Annotated in this window: 18 protein-coding genes and 1 tRNA gene; 12 read left to right on the forward strand and 7 right to left on the reverse strand. The window is 71.5% G+C overall.

Going from position 1 to position 17,529, the window contains the following annotated elements:
- The first annotated feature begins 77 nt into the window (after positions 1-77).
- From ACFY2L_RS18970 to ACFY2L_RS18980, 3 genes are all read left to right on the forward strand, one after another.
- On the forward strand, positions 78-605 hold the full coding sequence (locus tag ACFY2L_RS18970; protein WP_390662337.1) for a hypothetical protein: 528 nt from the start codon (positions 78-80) through the stop codon (positions 603-605).
- A 50-nt stretch (positions 606-655) separates the two neighbouring features.
- Positions 656-1,087, forward strand: coding sequence for a tRNA adenosine(34) deaminase TadA (gene tadA, locus ACFY2L_RS18975; protein ID WP_390662336.1), 432 nt, complete (start codon positions 656-658; stop codon positions 1,085-1,087).
- Between the two features lie 57 nt (positions 1,088-1,144).
- A tRNA-Ser gene (locus ACFY2L_RS18980) sits at positions 1,145-1,229 on the forward strand.
- Here the strand turns inward: ACFY2L_RS18980 and ACFY2L_RS18985 are convergent.
- A complete protein-coding gene (locus tag ACFY2L_RS18985) occupies positions 1,224-1,478 on the reverse strand; it encodes a hypothetical protein (protein WP_390662268.1) in 255 nt (84 codons plus the stop codon). The two genes, ACFY2L_RS18980 and ACFY2L_RS18985, sit on opposite strands and share 6 nt — an antisense overlap.
- A gap of 226 nt (positions 1,479-1,704) precedes the next feature.
- Here ACFY2L_RS18985 and ACFY2L_RS18990 point away from each other — a divergent pair, with 226 nt between their 5' ends.
- The 5 genes from ACFY2L_RS18990 to ACFY2L_RS19010 all read left to right on the forward strand — a co-directional run bounded on the left by ACFY2L_RS18990 (position 1,705) and on the right by ACFY2L_RS19010 (position 5,306).
- Complete coding sequence (locus tag ACFY2L_RS18990; protein ID WP_390662267.1) at positions 1,705-1,881, forward strand: hypothetical protein; 177 nt, start codon at positions 1,705-1,707, stop codon at positions 1,879-1,881.
- Between the two features lie 18 nt (positions 1,882-1,899).
- Entirely contained in the window at positions 1,900-2,193 is a 294-nt protein-coding gene (locus ACFY2L_RS18995; protein ID WP_390662266.1) for a Dabb family protein, read from the forward strand.
- A gap of 207 nt (positions 2,194-2,400) precedes the next feature.
- A complete protein-coding gene (locus ACFY2L_RS19000) occupies positions 2,401-3,234 on the forward strand; it encodes an RNA polymerase sigma factor SigF (RefSeq protein WP_390662265.1) in 834 nt (277 codons plus the stop codon).
- A gap of 357 nt (positions 3,235-3,591) precedes the next feature.
- The gene (locus ACFY2L_RS19005; protein ID WP_390662264.1) at positions 3,592-4,494 is read left to right on the forward strand and encodes an RNA polymerase sigma factor SigF; all 903 of its coding nucleotides are present in this window, start codon (positions 3,592-3,594) and stop codon (positions 4,492-4,494) included.
- Between the two features lie 68 nt (positions 4,495-4,562).
- A complete protein-coding gene (locus tag ACFY2L_RS19010) occupies positions 4,563-5,306 on the forward strand; it encodes a hypothetical protein (protein ID WP_390822864.1) in 744 nt (247 codons plus the stop codon).
- 15 nt (positions 5,307-5,321) lie between these two features.
- On the opposite strand, the gene ACFY2L_RS19015 is transcribed toward ACFY2L_RS19010, so the two are convergent.
- Positions 5,322-5,522 (reverse strand): hypothetical protein, encoded by a 201-nt coding sequence (locus ACFY2L_RS19015; protein ID WP_390662262.1) that lies wholly within the window; start codon positions 5,520-5,522, stop codon positions 5,322-5,324.
- Positions 5,523-5,800: 278 nt separating this feature from the next.
- On the opposite strand from ACFY2L_RS19015, the gene ACFY2L_RS19020 reads away from it, so the two are divergent.
- The 4 genes from ACFY2L_RS19020 (at position 5,801) to ACFY2L_RS19035 (ending at position 10,269) form a co-directional block, all read left to right on the forward strand.
- Positions 5,801-6,304, forward strand: coding sequence for a MarR family winged helix-turn-helix transcriptional regulator (locus tag ACFY2L_RS19020; protein ID WP_390662261.1), 504 nt, complete (start codon positions 5,801-5,803; stop codon positions 6,302-6,304).
- 13 nt (positions 6,305-6,317) lie between these two features.
- A complete protein-coding gene (locus ACFY2L_RS19025) occupies positions 6,318-8,837 on the forward strand; it encodes an MFS transporter (RefSeq protein ID WP_390822865.1) in 2,520 nt (839 codons plus the stop codon).
- 72 nt (positions 8,838-8,909) lie between these two features.
- Positions 8,910-9,734: a YceI family protein gene (locus ACFY2L_RS19030; RefSeq protein WP_390822866.1), complete on the forward strand. Its 825-nt coding sequence runs from the start codon at positions 8,910-8,912 to the stop codon at positions 9,732-9,734.
- A gap of 64 nt (positions 9,735-9,798) precedes the next feature.
- The gene (locus ACFY2L_RS19035; protein ID WP_390822867.1) at positions 9,799-10,269 is read left to right on the forward strand and encodes a PPOX class F420-dependent oxidoreductase; all 471 of its coding nucleotides are present in this window, start codon (positions 9,799-9,801) and stop codon (positions 10,267-10,269) included.
- Between the two features lie 74 nt (positions 10,270-10,343).
- Here ACFY2L_RS19035 and ACFY2L_RS19040 read toward each other — a convergent pair whose 3' ends face one another.
- The 5 genes from ACFY2L_RS19040 to ACFY2L_RS19060 all read right to left on the reverse strand — a co-directional run bounded on the left by ACFY2L_RS19040 (position 10,344) and on the right by ACFY2L_RS19060 (position 17,465).
- Positions 10,344-11,120: a TetR/AcrR family transcriptional regulator gene (locus ACFY2L_RS19040; RefSeq protein ID WP_390662257.1), complete on the reverse strand. Its 777-nt coding sequence runs from the start codon at positions 11,118-11,120 to the stop codon at positions 10,344-10,346.
- Positions 11,121-11,282: 162 nt separating this feature from the next.
- Positions 11,283-13,541 (reverse strand): glycosyltransferase family 39 protein, encoded by a 2,259-nt coding sequence (locus tag ACFY2L_RS19045; RefSeq protein ID WP_390822869.1) that lies wholly within the window; start codon positions 13,539-13,541, stop codon positions 11,283-11,285.
- Entirely contained in the window at positions 13,538-15,067 is a 1,530-nt protein-coding gene (locus ACFY2L_RS19050; protein ID WP_390662255.1) for a glycosyltransferase, read from the reverse strand. Before ACFY2L_RS19050 ends, ACFY2L_RS19045 begins: the two co-directional genes overlap by 4 nt.
- 14 nt (positions 15,068-15,081) lie before the next feature.
- Positions 15,082-16,728, reverse strand: a complete 1,647-nt coding sequence (locus tag ACFY2L_RS19055) for an ATP-binding protein (protein WP_390662254.1) — start codon at positions 16,726-16,728, stop codon at positions 15,082-15,084.
- The gene (locus ACFY2L_RS19060; protein WP_062701118.1) at positions 16,725-17,465 is read right to left on the reverse strand and encodes a response regulator transcription factor; all 741 of its coding nucleotides are present in this window, start codon (positions 17,463-17,465) and stop codon (positions 16,725-16,727) included. The genes ACFY2L_RS19055 and ACFY2L_RS19060 overlap by 4 nt, the downstream gene beginning before the upstream one ends.
- Positions 17,466-17,529: the final 64 nt, after the last annotated feature.

Raw genomic sequence — 17,529 nt, forward strand, 5'->3', positions numbered from 1 at the left:
AGCACAGCTCTCTCCGCCCGTAACCTCCGCCGGGGGGACCCCCAACCGGCACGCCTATGACCAGTGGGAGAGTCACGGTGTACTTCGCCGCACTGCTCGCGCGCACCGAAGACGGGTGGGAAGCGAGCGACACAGAGCTCGACGATGTGGAGACCCTGTCGGATCTGGCCGACCTGGCCCGGGAAGCCTCTCCCGACGAGGACACGGTGCTCGTGCTCATCGAGCAGGAGGACTCGTGGTTCGGTGTCGTCCGCATCGATGGCGAGGAAGACCCTCGCATCTACGTCTCCGACGCCGCCGCAGCCGCCCGCAGTTCCTACGGCGAGCTGCTGCTCACCGACGAACTGCTCGGAAGGGAGCCGGGTGACGACGACGACCTGGACGCCCTCGACCTCGACGGCACCGAGGACGGTGAGGACGGGGACGACGACGCCGACGGCGCCTCCGGTTCCGCCGAGGCGGTGCCGCACGGCCCGGTCGGTGACGCCGCCGTCCTCGACGACCTCGGCGTCAGCGAGAAGGAGCTGAAGGCGCTGTCCGAGGACGCGCTCAGCGAGATCGCCGACGCCCTGGGCGCCTCGGAGGTCCTGGAGACCGTCCGCTGACCGCACCGCAGGCGCCGCCGGACCCCGTGCGCGACCCGTGGCGGGCCGCCATGCGGCTCGCCCTGGACGAGGCCCGGCTGGCCGTCCGGGACGGGGACGTCCCGGTCGGCGCCGTCGTGCTGGCCGCGGACGGTACGACGGTCCTGGCGGTGGGCCACAACGAACGGGAGGCCGGCGGTGATCCCACGGCCCACGCGGAGGTGCTCGCCATCAGGCGGGCGGCCGCGCGCGTCGGGGAGTGGCGGCTGACCGGCTGCACGCTCGTCGTCACGCTCGAGCCCTGCACGATGTGCGCGGGCGCGATCGTGCAGTCCCGGCTGGACCGGGTGGTCTACGGCGCCCGGGACGACAAGGCGGGCGCGGCCGGCTCCCTCTGGGACGTCGTCCGCGACCGACGGCTCAACCACCGGCCCGAGGTCGTCGAGGGCGTCCTCGCAGGCGAGTGCGCGGGGCTCCTCACGGAGTTCTTCCGCTCACGCTGACGGCCTCCCTGAATACCGATTTCAAACCACGCCCCCGCGTGCTGTAAGGTCTCCCTCGGTAGCGTGTCCGAGCGGCCGAAGGAGCTCGCCTCGAAAGCGAGTGTGGCGCAAGTCACCGAGGGTTCAAATCCCTCCGCTACCGCGCTTGAGCGAAGGGCTCGGTCCGCTGGACCGGGCCCTTCGCCGTGTTCGGTATCGCCTTCTTGCCCAGGTACGCCCAGACGACGGCGGCCACCACCGAGCCGTTGAGCAGGAAGAGCAGCCACAGCAGTTTCGGCACGAAGCGGACGCGGTCCGCAGGGGTGCGGACGCAGTCGAGCAGGGCCCACAGCCATATGGCGGCCGCCAGGACCATCACGGCGGCGGTCGGCAGGTCCAGCATTCCCAGCATTCGTCTTCTCCCTTGCCTCGGACTCGGCCTCGGACCGGCATTCACCCCCTCATCGGACGAGGCCCCCCGATCGGTTCACGGTTCACGTGTCCCTTTCGCGCGACCGCGTTCACGCGAACCGTTCATGGGCGCGCCGCCGACAATCAAAAGCGGTGTGAAAAGCGCACTTGCGGTTACACTCGCCGCCGTCAACAGGGGCCCGAGGGGCACATACAGGGGAGGCCAGGTGGCGGTGAACGCCAAGAAGATCGCCGTCTACGTACTCGTGGTCTTCGCGCTCTATGTGATCATCACGGACCCGTCCAAGGCGGCCGACTACGTCCAGATAGGCTTCGAGGGCATATCGGACGCCGCCAAGGCCATCGGCGACTTCTTCACCTGGCTCGCCAACGGGGCCCAGTAGTACGCATCGGGAGTGCCCATGATCCGCCACCTGGTCCTGTTCAAGCTGAACGAGGGTGTCGAGCGCGACGACCCGCGGGTCGTCCGGGGCGAGGCGGCCTTCCGGGCGCTCGGCGACCAGATCGAGGACCTGGCCTTCTGGGAGCTGGGCTGGAACATCAGCGAGCGGCCCATCGCCTACGACTTCGCGATCAACTCGGCGGTCGAGGACGCGGACGCGCTGAAGCGGTACCTGGAGCATCCGGCGCACCAGGCGGGCGTCGCGCTGTGGCGGGAGTTCGCCACCTGGGTGGTCGCCGACTACGCGTTCTGAGCCGCGCCCGCGGAAGCGGGAACCCACCGGGAGCCCCCCGCCGGACGGCGGGGGGCTCCCGTGCGTCCACGGCCCCCGCTTCCCCTTATGCCCCAACTTCTCCCTCAACACGGTGTTATGGGGTGCTTGCACACAGTGCACATGTCTTGTGATGCTATGACCGCTTTTGATGGATGAGTTGACCGCTGTTGTCGGCCTGACGAAGAGGTGGCGTTGACCGTGTCGGCCAGTACTGCGCCGCCTCAGGAAGAGGCACCCGCCCCGGGACCCGAGCGGCGCCGGGGCGCCGACACCCGGGCGCTCACCCAGGTGCTCTTCGCCCAGCTCAAGGAGCTCCAGCCGGGCACCCCGGAGCACAACCGGGTCCGCGGGGCGCTCATCGAGGCCAACCTCCCGCTCGTGCGCTACGCGGCCGCCCGTTTCCGCTCCCGCAACGAGCCGATGGAGGACGTCGTCCAGGTCGGCACCATCGGCCTCATCAACGCCATCGACCGCTTCGACCCGGACCGGGGCGTGCAGTTCCCGACCTTCGCGATGCCGACGGTCGTCGGCGAGATCAAGCGCTACTTCCGGGACAACGTCCGCACGGTCCACGTGCCGCGCCGGCTGCACGAGCTGTGGGTGCAGGTCAACAGCGCGACCGAGGACCTGACGACCGCCTTCGGGCGCACCCCGACCACCGCCGAGATCGCCGAGCGGCTGCGGATCAGCGAGGACGAGGTCCTGTCCTGCATCGAGGCGGGACGGTCGTACCACGCGACCTCCCTGGAGGCCGCCCAGGAGGGGGACGGCCTGCCGGGCCTGCTGGACCGTCTGGGCTACGAGGATCCGGCCCTGGACGGCGTCGAGCACCGTGACCTGGTCCGCCATCTCCTGGTCCAGCTCCCGGAACGCGAGCAGAGAATCCTTCTGCTGCGCTACTACAGCAATCTCACGCAGTCTCAGATCAGCGCGGAACTCGGCGTCTCCCAGATGCACGTCTCCCGGCTACTCGCGCGTAGCTTTCAGCGGCTGCGTTCCGCGAACCGAATCGACGCATAGGACGCGGGAGCACGACCGCATGCACAGGCGCACGGGCGGGGCGCATGCATAGGGCGCACAGCTCTGGTTACGCAATCCGACAGGGATCGCAAGCAGGAGCGAGAAGTCACCGGTGAGAGCGAATCACCCGTAGAAGCACTTCCCGACATAACTCCGCTGAAAGTCCGTCACACCCCCTCTTTCCAGGGCCGATTCGTCACTGAGATGTCGACATGTCACTACAGCGTGTTGCCGACATGTGACATTCTGCCGGAAGCGCGTTTGCCGGGCCTTCGGCTCCGGTATTCAGGTGAAGGCTGACGTTCTCCACGACGGGGATCGTCGGCCGCGACCGTCCCGCGACCCAAAGGGGGTGGCATGTCCGCAGACCAGGGCAGCTCGAAGGTGCTCACGCTCACGAAGAGCGAGGCCGAGCCCGTCGCGCTTGTCGAGCCCGATGTGCTCGACGACGTCACGGCCCTCGAGGCCGCGCCGGCTCCGGCCCTCCCGTCCACCGGTGCCATCGACACCCGCACCCTGTCCCGCTCCCTGTTCCTGCGACTGGCCGCACTCGACGAGAACAGCCCGGAGCGGGTCTACGTCCGGGACACCCTCATCGAGCTCAACCTCCCCCTCGTCCGCTACGCCGCCGCGCGCTTCCGCTCGCGCAACGAGCCGATGGAGGACATCGTCCAGGTCGGCACCATCGGCCTGATCAAGGCGATCGACCGCTTCGACTGCGAACGGGGCGTGGAGTTCCCGACCTTCGCGATGCCGACGGTCGTGGGCGAGATCAAGCGGTTCTTCCGCGACACCTCGTGGTCGGTGCGCGTCCCGCGCCGGCTCCAGGAGCTGCGGCTGGCCCTCACCAAGGCCAGCGACGAGCTGTCCCAGAAGCTGGACCGCTCGCCGACGGTCGCCGAACTGGCCGCCGTCCTGGGCGTCTCGGAAGAGGACGTGGTCGACGGCCTGGCGGTCGGCAACGCGTACACGGCGTCCTCGCTGGACTCCCCGGCACCCGAGGACGACGGCGGCGAGGGCTCCCTGGCCGACCGCCTCGGCTACGAGGACACGGCCCTGGAGGGCGTGGAGTACCGGGAGTCGCTCAAGCCCCTGCTCGCGAAGCTCCCGCCGCGCGAGCGCCGCATCATCATGCTGCGCTTCTTCGCCAACATGACCCAGTCCCAGATCGGCGAGGAGGTCGGCATCTCCCAGATGCACGTCTCCCGGCTCCTGACCCGGACCCTGGCCCAGCTGCGGGAGGGCCTGATCTCGGACTGACCCCCGGCCCGCATCCGGAGCCGGACCCGAGGCTTCCTTCCTGACGCACCGTCAGCCACACTGGCGCGATGCGCGCGACACGGGAAGGAACGGAACGGTCACGCGGCCGTCGGCGCGCCCTGTGGGGCATGTCGGCGGCCGTCGTCGTCGTGGCGGGAGCGGCCGGGCTGCTCGGGGCGTGCGAGGGCGGCGGGCGCGGAGGCGACTATGTCGCGGTCGGCGCGGGGGAAGGACCACCGGGGGCGGGGCCCACGGGAGACGTACGCCTGGTGCCGCTGGACGGCCCTGCGGGCGCGCACCCACCCGCCGCCGAGGAAAGCCCGGCCGCGGGCCGGGGCACACCGGGCGGCGCCGGGGAACCGGCGGCCGTACCGCCGTCGGGCTCACCGCCTTCGGGCTCGCCTGCGCGGCCCACCGCCACGCCGCCGCGGGCCCCGGGCTCCGCTCCCGCGCGGGAGTCGCCGCCCGCTTCCCCGCCGGCCCCTCCCACCACCGCGCCCGCGGGTCCTGCCGTCCTGACCACGAGCGCACCCGTGCGGACGCCCACGGACCGCCGCTGGTGCGAGGACGTGACACTCACCTTCCGCAACTCCGGCGGCACGGCGGTGCGTTCGGGCACGGTCACCTTCGGGACGCACGTCATCGACGCCCTCGGCACCGACTGGTCCACCGTCGAGTCCACCGAGCAGCTCCCCGCGCCCGTCGCGCCCGGCTCCGGCAAGGAGAAGACCTGGACGGTGTGCGTCGACGCCTGGCGCGTGCCGCTGGGGATGCGGGTCGAGACGCGCGTGGTGTCCGTGCGGTGGGAGTGACGGGCTGGTGAGGGGTTACTTCAGCGCGAGCCAGGCGACCGCGGCCACGATCGCCACCGCGGCGATGACGCCGACGATCAGACCGATGCGCGGGCCGGCCGGCGCGGCGGCCTGACGGGAGGTGGGCTGGGGGGCGCCCTCGTCGACGAACGCGCGGAACATCTGGGTGCTGCCGGCGGGGTCGTAGTTGCCCTGCGGGCCCTGGGTGTTAGCCATGGGCCGAGACACTAGCGAAGACGGGGGCGGCCGCCCAAGTGGGGGCCCGCAACGTGCGCGCGTCCGGCCAGGGCGACGGGGTGTTCGGCGGCGGGGCCGGGCGGTGGCGGTACGGGCCCCCCGCGTCCCCCGACCGAGCCTCGGCCACCCAGTCCACCTGCACATTTACCCTCGCAATACTTGCCTTTGCCAACTTTTTGCGCCGCACACCCCGGCTTTATTTGCCTGCGGCAACCAATCATCCTATGGTTGCCCTAAGCAACAAAGTAGGAGGTGTGATGGCCGCGCAGACGCAGTACGAGGAACTGGCGCGCCAGCTCAGTGCCGTCGGGGCCGTGAAACGGGACCTCGGGCGGATCCTTCCGTCCGACTGCTCCTCCGGCTCGGCCGCCGTGCTCGCGCTGCTCGGCCGCCACGGGGACATGCGCATGAGCAACCTCGCCGAACTGCTCGCCGTCGACATGTCGGTGACCAGCCGGCACGCCGCGCACCTCGCCGAACGGGGCTGGATCGAACGCTCCCCCGACCCCGCGGACAAGCGCTCCCGCATCCTGCGCCTCACCCCCGAGGGCCACACGATGCTCGCCGAACTCTCCCGGCGCAGCGCCGACCTCCTGGCGCAGCGGCTGAGCGACTGGTCCGAGGACGACGTGGGCCAGCTCATCCGGCTGATGACCCGGCTGCGCGCCAGCTTCGGCGACTGCCGGGCCACCCCGCACCGGCCACCGCCTCCCCCGCCCTCGCGGGCACTGCCTCACCAGACCACCCGTACACCCGCGTAAGAGAAGGAAGTCCATGGCAACGACCACACCAGCCGGTGTGCGGGCCCACGCGAAGCACGGCGGAGGGTCCGCCGACGCTCCCATGACCCACCGGCAGATCATGGAGGCGCTCTCCGGACTGCTGCTCGGCATGTTCGTGGCGATCCTGTCGTCCACGATCGTCTCGAACGCCCTCCCGGAGATCATCGGCGACCTGGGCGGCGGCCAGTCCGCCTACACCTGGGTCGTGACCGCCACCCTGCTGGCGATGACGGCGACCACCCCCCTGTGGGGCAAGCTCGCCGACCTCTACAACAAGAAGGCGCTCGTCCAGATGGCGCTGGTCATCTACGTGCTGGGCTCCGCGGCCGCCGGGCTCTCGCAGAACCCCGGCATGCTGATCGCCTGCCGTGTCGTCCAGGGCGTCGGCGTCGGCGGTCTGTCCGCCCTCGCGCAGATCGTGATGGCGGCGATGATCTCCCCGCGTGAGCGCGGACGCTACTCCGGCTACCTCGGCGCGACCTTCGCCGTCGCGACCGTCGGCGGCCCGCTGCTCGGCGGTGTCATCACCGACACCAGCTGGCTGGGCTGGCGCTGGTGCTTCTACGTCGGCGTCCCCTTCGCCGTCATCGCGCTGATCGTGCTGCAGAAGACCCTGCACCTGCCGGTCGTGAAGCGGGACGTGAAGGTCGACTGGGCCGGCGCGTTCTTCATCTCGGCCGCGGTCTCGCTGCTGCTGGTCTGGGTCACCTTCGCCGGTGACAAGTACGACTGGCTGTCCTGGCAGACGTACACGATGGTCGCGGGCTCGATCCTGCTCGGTCTGGTCTTCGTGCTCGTCGAGTCCAGGGCGAGCGAGCCGATCATCCCGCTGCGGCTGTTCCGCAACCGGACGATCACGCTCTCCTCCATCGCCTCGATGTTCGTCGGTGTCGCGATGTTCTCCGGCACGGTCTTCTTCGCCCAGTACTTCCAGCTGGCCCGCGACGAGTCGCCGACCATGTCCGGCGTCCTGACCATCCCGATGATCGGCGGTCTCTTCGTCTCCTCCACGGTCTCCGGGCAGTTCATCACCCGCACCGGCAAGTGGAAGGCCTGGCTGGTCAGCGGCGGTGTGCTCATCACGGCGGGCCTCGGTCTGCTGGGCACCATCCGCTACGACACGGACTACTGGAAGACGGCCGTCTTCATGGCCCTGCTGGGTCTCGGCGTCGGCATGATGATGCAGAACCTGGTGCTGTCCACGCAGAACCAGGTCGACCCCGAGGACCTCGGTTCGGCCAGCTCCACGGTCACCTTCTTCCGTTCCCTCGGCGGTGCGATGGGCGTCTCGGCGCTGGGCGCCGTCATGGCCGACCGCATCACCGGCTACGCCAAGGACGGCATCGCCGGCCTCGGCCCGAAGTACGCCGCCCTCGCGTCCGGTTCGAGCTCCTCCAGCGAGATCCCGGACATGGACAAGCTGCCCGCGCCGCTGCGCACGGTCATGGAGAGCGCGTACGGCCACGGCATCGCGGACGTCTTCCTGATCGCCTCCGGCATGGCACTGCTCGCCTTCCTGATCACCCTGTTCATCAAGGAGGTCCCGCTGAAGACGAGGGGGGCCGTGTCCCAGACGGCCGCCGAGGAGGCGGCGGCCCCGGCGGAGGCTCCGGCCACGACCGCGACCGCGGCTGCCGCCGAGGAGAAGGTCCCGAGCTGGGCCGTGACCGACTCGGCCACCGAGGCCGCGCCCGAGGGCACGCGGCGGCTCTCCGCCGTCGCCACCGTCGAGGCCCGCAAGGCCCCCTCGGGTGGCATCCCGCTGCACGGCTTCGTCCGCGGAGCGGAGAGCACGCCCGTCCCGCAGGCCGCCGTGACCCTGGTCTCCCTGTCCGGGCGGCAGCTGGGCCGGTCGGTCGCCCAGGCCGACGGTGCCTACGCGCTGGACGCGCCCGGGACGGGGTCGTACGTCCTGATCGCCTCCGCGGACGGGTTCCAGCCGCAGGCGTCCACGGTCGTCGTGAACGGTGAGCCGCTCGCGTACGACGTCCTGCTCAGCGGGACCAGCGGGCTCGGCGGGGTCGTGCGGGCCGCCGAGTCGGGCGAGGGCGTCAAGGACGCGATGGTCGTCGTCACCGATGTGCGCGGCGATCTGCTGGCCACCGCCGCCACCGGCGAGCAGGGCGAGTTCTCCTTCGCCGAGCTGGTGCCGGGTGCCGTGACCGTCGCGGTGAACGCCGCCGGGTTCCGGCCGCGCGCGCTGCCCGTGGAGATCGGCGGGACGGGCGTGACCCGGGTGGAGGTCGTGCTCGACGCGGGCGCGCAGCTGCGGGGTGTCGTACGGGCGCCGCACGGGCCGCTGGCCGACGCGCGGGTGACGCTCATGGACGCGGCGGGCAACGTCGTCGGCACGGCGACGACCGGCGCGGACGGGGCGTACGCCTTCGCGGACCTGGACGGCGGCGACTACACCGTCATCGCGACCGGCTACCCGCCGGTGGCGACCGCGCTGACGGTCGCCGGGGCCGGCGTCGACGGCCATGACATCGAGCTCGCCCACCCCGGCGAGTAGACACTGCGAGGCTCCGGCCCGGTGCGGGTGTTCGCCCCGCACCGGGCCGGTCCGGTGGAGGAGTGGGACAGGATGGGACTGACCGCGAGGATCCGCACGCGCGACGGATGGGCCGTGTCGCACGCGGTGGTCACGGTGACCGACATGGCGGGCACGCAGGTGCTGCGGGCGGAGGCGGACGAGAAGGGAGTCGTGGGCGACCCGACCGGGCTCGCGCCCGGGGCGTACACGGTCGTCGTCACGGCCGTGGGCCACGGGCCCGCCGCGTCCACCGCGATCGTGACGGCGAGCGGCCGGGTGGACGCCGGCACGATCACCCTCGCCCGCCAGGGCGGCGGGGACGAGCTGCCGCCGCCCGGCCCGTGGACCGTGGACCCGGCGCACTCCACCGTCGGCGCGGTCGCCCGGCACCTGGGCATCTCCAGCGTGCGCGGCCGGTTCACCGACTTCTCGGCGGCGATCGAGGTCGCCCCGGACGAGGTCACCAAGTCCCGGGTGGAGGCCGTGATCCGCGCGGCCTCCATCGACACCGGCAACGGCCCGCGCGACACCCATCTGCGCTCGGCGGACTTCCTGGACGTCGAGACGTACCCGGAGATCACCTACCGCTCGACCGGTCTGACGGTGGCGGGCCCGGACCGCTGGACGGTCCATGGCGACCTGACGATGCGCGGTGTCGTACGGCCCGTCGACCTGGACCTCGTCCACCTCGGCACCGGCGCCGACCCCTGGGGCGGCACCCGCGCCGCCTTCCGTGCGACGGGCGAACTCCATCGCGAGGACTTCGCCATGAACTACAACCAGGTCGTCCGGGCGGGCGTCGCGGCGATCGGCACGACACTGCGGGTGGAACTGGAGATCCAGGCGGTGCAGGGGGAGTCGCTCCCCCAGGCGTAGACCCGGCAGGGTCACGTACGGGCGGCTCCGCTGCCCCTGGGCCGTGTCCGCCTAGGCTGGCGCCATGGCACGGAACATCGCGACCAACACGACCGTCTCGTTCGACGAGCTGCTGGACTTCGTACGACCCCGTCACCGCGCGATCCTGCTGACCCGGCGGGCCGACGGCAGCCCCCAGGCGTCGCCGCTGACCTGCGGTGTCGACGACGCGGGCCGGATCGTCGTCTCCACGTACCCGGAACGCGCCAAGACCCGCAACGCCAAGCGGGACGAGCGGGTCAGCGTCCTCGTCCTCAGCGACGACTGGAACGGACCCTGGGTCCAGGTCGACGGCACGGCCGAGGTCATCGACACGCCCGACTCGGTCGAGCCGCTGGTGGAGTACTACCGCACCATCGCGGGCGAGCACCCCGACTGGGACGAATACCGGGCGGCCATGATCAAGCAGGGCAAGTCCCTCATCCGCGTGACCCCCGAACGCTGGGGGCCGGTGGCGACGGGCGGGTTCCCGGCGCGGCTGGCGCAGCAGGACTGACGGCCGCCGGACGGTTCCGGGGACGGGCGGCCGCGGGTTCCGCGGCGCCGGGCGGCGCGGTTCGCCGCGCCGCTTCAGGGCGCTGCGGAGCCGTGCCGTTCGGCCATCGCCTCGATGCCCGCGATCAGCAGGTCCAGGGCGAACTCGAAGTCGCGTTCCCACATCTCCTCGACCGTGTCGCCGCCCCGGGCCTCCGTGATGTCCTCGGTCTCCCGGACCAGGTCGGCCGCGTCCGGGTCCAAGGTCACCGCGCCGAGCGCCTGCCGGAAGTACTCGTCCGGGGTGAGGCCGACGGACACCGAGCGGGCGATGAAGTGGCCCTCGATGGTGCCGAAGCCGTACACGAACTGGAAGACGGAGGAGATGGCCGCCGCGAGCCCGTGCGGCGGCAGTCCGGTGCGGCGGATCACGCGCTGGACGGCGCGGGAGAACGCGAGGTTGTTCGGGCCGATGTTGAGGAACGTGCCGGCCAGCGGCGACAGCCAGGGGTGACGGACCAGCAGGGTCCGGTACGTCCTGGCCAGCCCGCGCAGCTGGTCGCGCCAGTCCTCGTCGGCGTCCGGGTCGGGCAGGCTCAGATCGGCGAAGGCCGCGTCCAGGGCGAGTTCGAGCAGTTCGTCCTTGGTGTCGACGTACCAGTACACGGACATCGCCGTCACGTTCAGCTCGGCCGCCAGCCGCCGCATGGAGAACTTGGCCAGCCCCTCGGCGTCCAGCAGCCGGACGGTGACCTCGGTGATGCGGTCGCGGTCGAGTCCGGAGGGCTGACCGCCGCCCCGGCCGCGCCGCCGGGCCTTGCCGCCGTCCAGCCAGACGCTCCGCTGTGCGGCTCCCTTGCCGGTCTCGGCCATGGCCAGGCACCTTCCTCACACTCCGGACACTGAGAAGGATGCCAGGCGCAGGCACCCCGTGAGGGGCGCGGGCGGGGGCGCGCGAGCCGCCGCACGCCCCAGTTCAGACACGAAGAGGGGGCGGTGGCCCTTGAGCCACCGCCCCCTCTTCGTGTGCCGCCGTCAGCTGTCGGAGCTGCTCGCCTTCTGCGTCAGGTCGTAGAAGGTGGACGAACCGGCCGTCACCTTCTTGAAGTTGGCCTCGACCCACGAGGTGATCTGCGAGGACGTGCCGCTGCTGCTGCCGCCCATGCCGCCGCCGGTGCCGCTGCTGATGAAGTAGTGGATCTTGCCTTCCGCCACGTACTTCTTGAACTGCGCCAGCGTCGGGGACGGGTCGGTGCCGTTGAAGCCGCCGATCGCCATCACCGGGTCACCGGTGGAGAGCTGGTAGCTCGCCGCGTTCTGGGCGCCGATCGCCGCCGCGACCCAGGTGTACTGGCCGGAGTCGGTCTCCAGCAGCTTCTTCGCCTCGTCGGAGACGCTCGCGCCGTTCAGCAGGCCGCCGACGCCACCGCCGCCGCCCATGCCGCCGCCGTCACCCGTCTGACCGCCGGGGCCGCCCTGCCGGCCCTGGCCCTGCTGGCCCTGGCCCGGCTGGTTCTGGGTGCCGCCGTTGCCGTTCTGCTGGTTCTGGCCCGGCATGCCGCCGCCGGGGAAGCCCTGCCCCTGCTGGTTCTGGGTCCCGCCGTTGCCGTTCTGCTGGTTCTGGCCCTGCTGGCCGGGCATACCGCCGCCGAAGCCGCCCCGGCCGCCGCCACCGCCCGGACCGCCGCCGCCCATCATGGACGCGCCCGCCGGGCCCGCCGTCACGATGGAGCCGGTGTGGCCCTCCTGCACGGTGCTGAGGGTGTACGCCGTCGGGCCGGCCAGGGAGGCCACCAGGCCGACGGAGGCCGCCGCGAGGGCGAGCCGGCGGTTGATCCGGCCCGCGAAGACGAGACCGAGCGCGGCGGCCAGACCGCCGGTCAGGATCAGCCACTTCAGCCAGGGCAGGTAGTCCGGGGTGCGGTTGAGCAGGACGTACGACCAGGACGCCGCCGCGACGACCGAGGCCGCGAGGGTGATCGAGGCCCACAGCTCGGACCGCTTCTCCCACAGGATCCCGGCGCCCATGCCGATCACGGCCGCCATGTAGGGGGCGAGGGCCACCGTGTAGTACTGGTGGAAGATGCCCGCCATGTAGCTGAAGACGACCATGGTGATGAGCAGCGAGCCGCCCCAGACCAGGAACAGTCCGCGGGTCGTCGACGTCCGCTTCAGCATGGGGGTCCCCCCGCTCGAGCGGAGCCGAGAGTGGGGGAGGGTCGCCACCAGGCCGCCGACCAGGAGGATCAGCGCGGCCGGCAGCAGCCAGGAGATCTGGCCGCCGATCTCGGAGTTGAACATCCGGTCCCAGCCGGTCTCGCCCCACTGGCCGGTGTTGCCACCGCCGCCGCCGACGCTGCCGGTCTCCTCGCCGTTGAGGCGGCCGAGACCGTTGTAGCCGAAGGTCAGCTCCAGGAAGGAGTTGTTCTGGGAGCCGCCGATGTACGGGCGCGAGGAGGCGGGCCACAGCTCGACGATCGCGACCCACCAGCCGCCGGAGGCGACCAGCGCACCGGTGGCGAGCGCCAGCTGTCCGAAGCGCTTCTTCACGCTCACCGGGGCGCAGACCGCGTAGACGACCGCCAGCGGCGGCAGGATCAGGAAGGCCTGGAGGGTCTTGGCGAGGAACGCGAAGCCGATCGCGACACCGGCCCACACCAGCCACTTCGTCCGGCCGTCCTCCACCGCGCGGGCCACGAGGTAGCAGGCCACGGCCATCAGCAGGGCCAGCATCGCGTCCGGGTTGTTGAACCGGAACATCAGCGCGGCGACAGGGGTGAGCGCGAGCACGGCGCCCGCGATCAGGCCGGCCGCGGCGCTGAACCGGCGGCGCACGGAGGCGTGGACGACGGCGACCGTGCCGACACCCATCAGCACCTCGGGAGCGAGGATCGCCCACGAGTTCAGACCGAAGATCCGCACCGACAGCTCCATCGGCCACAGGGAGGCCGGGGGCTTGTCGACGGTGATGGCGTTGCCTGCGTCCAGCGAGCCGAAGAAGAAGGCCTTCCAGGACTGGCTGCCCGCCTGGACGGCCGCCGAGTAGAAGGAGTTGGCGTAGCCGGAGGCGCTCAGGTTGTAGAGGTAGAGGAGGAGCGTGGCGAGCAGCAGGCCGAGGAAGGCCGGGCGCGCCCAGCGGGGGTCCTCGGGGCGGCCGCGCCAGAGTCTGCGGTGCAGGGGCTGCTTCGGCTCACCCGACTCGGGGGCCGGGACGACGGGTTCCCGCGGCTCGGTGGGAGGAGCGGTGGGGGGCGGGCCCCAGGTGGCCGCCGGTCGGTCGAGGTGGGTGCTCATCGGGGGTCCCCCGGGTCGGTGTCGTGGGGGCGCACCGGCTGCAGTCGCATGGTGGCGTCCCTCCAGGTGCCGTCCGCGGCTTCACCGGCGCGGAACTGGGTGGTCTCTTGGGTGGCGGTGGTGTTCCGGTACGGCGAGGCGTACGCCCCGGCCTGGCCCTGCGAGCCGTACGCCGGTGCGGACGGACGGGCCGGGTGCCGCGGTCCGTGCGCCGGCGCGGCCGGGTACGGCGTCGGCTGTGCCGGGAGGTGGGAGGCGATCACGGTCGACGGCGCGTCGCCGGCCTCCCGCCGGTCCGAGAACACCCACGCGCGGAAGAGCAGGAAGCGCAGGATCGTCGCCGCGAGGTTGGCGGCGATCAGCACCGCGAGCTCGGTGGCGTGCGCGGGGTCGGTGGTCGCCGCGTTCAGGGCGACGAGCGAACCGCTGGTCAGCGCGAGGCCGATGCCGAAGACCACCAGGCCCTGCGCCTGGTGCTTGACGGCCCCGCCCCGGCCGCGGACCCCGAAGGTCAGACGCCGGTTGGCGGCGGTGTTGGCCACGGCGGACACCAGCAGGGCGAGCGCGTTGGCGAACTGCGAGCCGCTGAACTGGCGGAAGCCGCTGTAGAGGAGCAGGTAGAACAGGGTGGACAGACCGCCCACGACGCAGAAGCCGACGAGCTGGCGGGCCAGGCCCCCCGGCACGTCCTGGATCTCACGGTCGCGCGGGTCGTCGCCGAAGGGGCGGGTGAGGCGGTCGAGCGAGAGGGAGCCGGTGGCCAGGGCCTTGCCCACCCGCCACACGCCCTTGAGGTCCTCGGTCGCCGTCTTCACGATGTGCACCGTGGAGTCCGGGTCGTCGACCCAGTCGACCGGCACCTCGTGGATCCGCAGTCCGGCCCGCTCGGCGAGCACCAGCATCTCCGTGTCGAAGAACCAGCCGGTGTCCTCCACCAGGGGCAGCAGGACCTGGGCGACGTCGCGCCGGATGGCCTTGAAGCCGCACTGGGCGTCCGAGAAGCGGGCCTGGAGCGAGCCGCGCAGGATCAGGTTGTAGGCGCGGCTGATGAACTCCCGCTTCGGCCCGCGCACCACGCGGGAGCTGCGGGAGAGCCGGGAGCCGATCGCCAGGTCGGAGTGGCCGGAGATCAGCGGGGCCACCAGCGGCAGCAGCGCGTTGAGGTCGGTGGACAGGTCCACGTCCATGTACGCGAGGATCGGGGCGTCCGACGCCGACCAGACGGTCCGCAGCGCCCGGCCGCGGCCCTTCTGCTCGAGCCGGAAGTTCCGCACCTCCGGAAGCCGTGCCTCCAGCCGCCGCGCCACCTCGGGGGTAGTGTCCGTCGACGCGTTGTCCGCGATCGTGATGCGGAACGTGTACGGGAACGTGCGCGTCAGGTGGTCGTGCAGTCTCCGGACGCACGGCTGGAGGTCCTTCTCCTCGTTGTAGACGGGGATCACTACGTCCAGGACAGGCGTACCGGCTGTGGCGGCCGGGAGGTGCTCCCGCGCCGGCAGGGTGCCGGGAGAAGAGTCGGTTCGCATGCCAACGACTTTCGTCAAGCGCCCTGTTGCACCCATGTGGTGGCACTGTGCTGCACCTGTGAGTCCAGTTGCCAGTTCGTTTCGGGGGCGGGCTGGGGCACGGCGGGGGCGAGGGCGGGCAGGTGCACGGTGAAGACGGTCTGGCCGGGCACGCTGTCCACGGTCACGGCGCCGCCGTGCGCGGTCGCCACGGCCTGCACGATGGCGAGCCCCAGACCGGTCGAGCCGGAGGAACGGGAGCGCGAGGAGTCGCCGCGCGCGAACCGTTCGAAGACATGGGGGAGCAGGTCCGGCTGGATGCCCTGGCCGTTGTCCTGGACGTCCACGCACAGCCACGGGCCGCGTCGCTGCACGCGCGCGGTGACGGTCGTACCGGGCGGGGTGTGCGTGCGGGCGTTGGCCAGCAGGTTGACGAGCACCTGCTGCAGACGCGCGGAGTCGGCGGACACGAGCGCGGGCTCGTCGGGGAGTTCGAGACGCCAGACGTGGTCGCGTCCGGCGGCACGGGCGTCGCTGATCGTGTCGATGACCAGCGGTACGAGGTCGGTCTGCTCGAACTGCAGCGGGCGGCCCGCGTCCAGGCGGGCGAGCAGGAGCAGATCCTCCACGAGGAGGGTCATCCGGCCGGCCTCGGACTCGATGCGGCCCAGCGCGTGCTTGGTGTCGGGGCCGACCTCCTCGCGTCCGCGCCGGGTGAGCTCGGCGTACCCGCGGATGGACGCGAGGGGGGTGCGCAGCTCGTGGCTGGCGTCCGCGACGAACTGCCGCACCCGCATCTCGCTCTCCTGGCGGGCGTGCAGGGCGCCGTGCACGTGGTTCAGCATCCGGTTCAGCGCGGCGCCGACCTGGCCGACCTCGGTGTGCGGATCGGTCTCGGACTCGGGCACCCGCTCGCTGAGGTTGACCTCGCCGGTGTGCAGGGGGAGTTCGGAGACGCGGGTGGCGGTGGCGGCGACCTTGCGGAGGGGGCGGGTGGCGACGCTGACCATCACGGTGCCGGCCAGACCGGCGGCGACGAGGCCGGCGACGGTGAGGCTGACCTCGACGATGATCAGGGTGTTGATGGTGCCGTCCACGTCGGAGGTGGGGATGCCGACGTAGTAGTCACCGTTCTTGCCGTTGATGTACTGGACCCGGTAGGTGCCGAGGCCGGGGATGTCGACGGTGTGCTGCTTCCCGTCCTGCGCGACCGAGCCGAGCGCCCTGAGCTGGGACTCGGAGAGGGTCTCGGCGTTCACGTCCGGGATGCCGGCGGAGGTCTTCGTCTTGTTGCCGACCTTGCCGCTGGTGATGGAGCCGTTCTCGACCGTCGCCGCGAGGGCCTTCTGCGGCCCCGGGCCCCGGGTGACGAAGTCGGTGAGGGGGTCCGTCTGCTGCTGGGGCACGTCGGTCTTGCCGTTGGCGGTGCCGTTGCCGTTCTTGGCGCCGTCCTCGCCACCGGGTGCTCCGGCGGGCCCGCCGGAGACCCGCATGGTGGCCTCCTTCAGGGAGCCGTCCAGCTGCCCGTACAGGTGGTCCCGCAGGACCAGGGTGGTGACGGTGCCGATCACCGCGCAGACCACGGCGATCAGGGTCACGGACACGACGACGAGCCGGGTCCGCAGGGTGCGCGGCTTCCCCGCTCGTCGCTTCTGCGGACGCGGCCGTCGTCGCCCGCTCATGACGCCGCGGGCTTGATCAGGTATCCGGCCCCGCGCCGGGTGTGGATCATCGGCTCACGTCCGGCGTCTATCTTGCGGCGCAGATAGGAGATGTACAGCTCGACGACGTTGGCCTGGCCGCCGAAGTCGTACGACCAGACCCGGTCCAGGATCTGCGCCTTGCTGAGCACGCGGCGCGGGTTGCGCATCAGGAAGCGCAGCAGCTCGAACTCGGTGGCGGTGAGGTGGATGTTCTCCCCGGCCCGCGAGACCTCGTGGCTGTCCTCGTCGAGGGTGAGGTCACCGACGACGAGGACGGAGTCGGAGCGGCGGTCGGCGGCACCGGAGCGCCGGATGAGTCCCCGCAGCCGGGCCACGACCTCTTCGAGGCTGAACGGCTTGGTGACGTAGTCGTCGCCCCCCGCGGTGAGACCGGCGATACGGTCCTCGACGGCGTCCTTGGCGGTGAGGAAGAGGACGGGAACGTCCGGCAGCTCACGGCGCAGCCGCCCGAGGACGGTCAGGCCGTCCATGTCGGGGAGCATCATGTCGAGGACGACGGCGTCGGGACGGAACTCCCGGGCGGTCTGGATGGCACCGGTGCCGTCTCCCGCACTGCGGATCTGCCATCCCTCGTAGCGCAGGGCCATGGACAGCAGTTCGGTGATCGACAACTCGTCGTCCACCACAAGCACTCGGACGGGGCTCCCGTCCGGCCTCAGCAGTTCGGTGCGCCCCTGGGGCGAGGTCGTGGTCATGGGGAACACCTTGTCGATGTCCTCTGAGAGCACTCTTTCGACAACCTGTGATTTCCCTGAGAAA

The sequence above is a fragment of the Streptomyces sp. NPDC001381 genome (assembly GCF_042895685.1).
GTDB lineage: Bacteria > Actinomycetota > Actinomycetes > Streptomycetales > Streptomycetaceae > Streptomyces.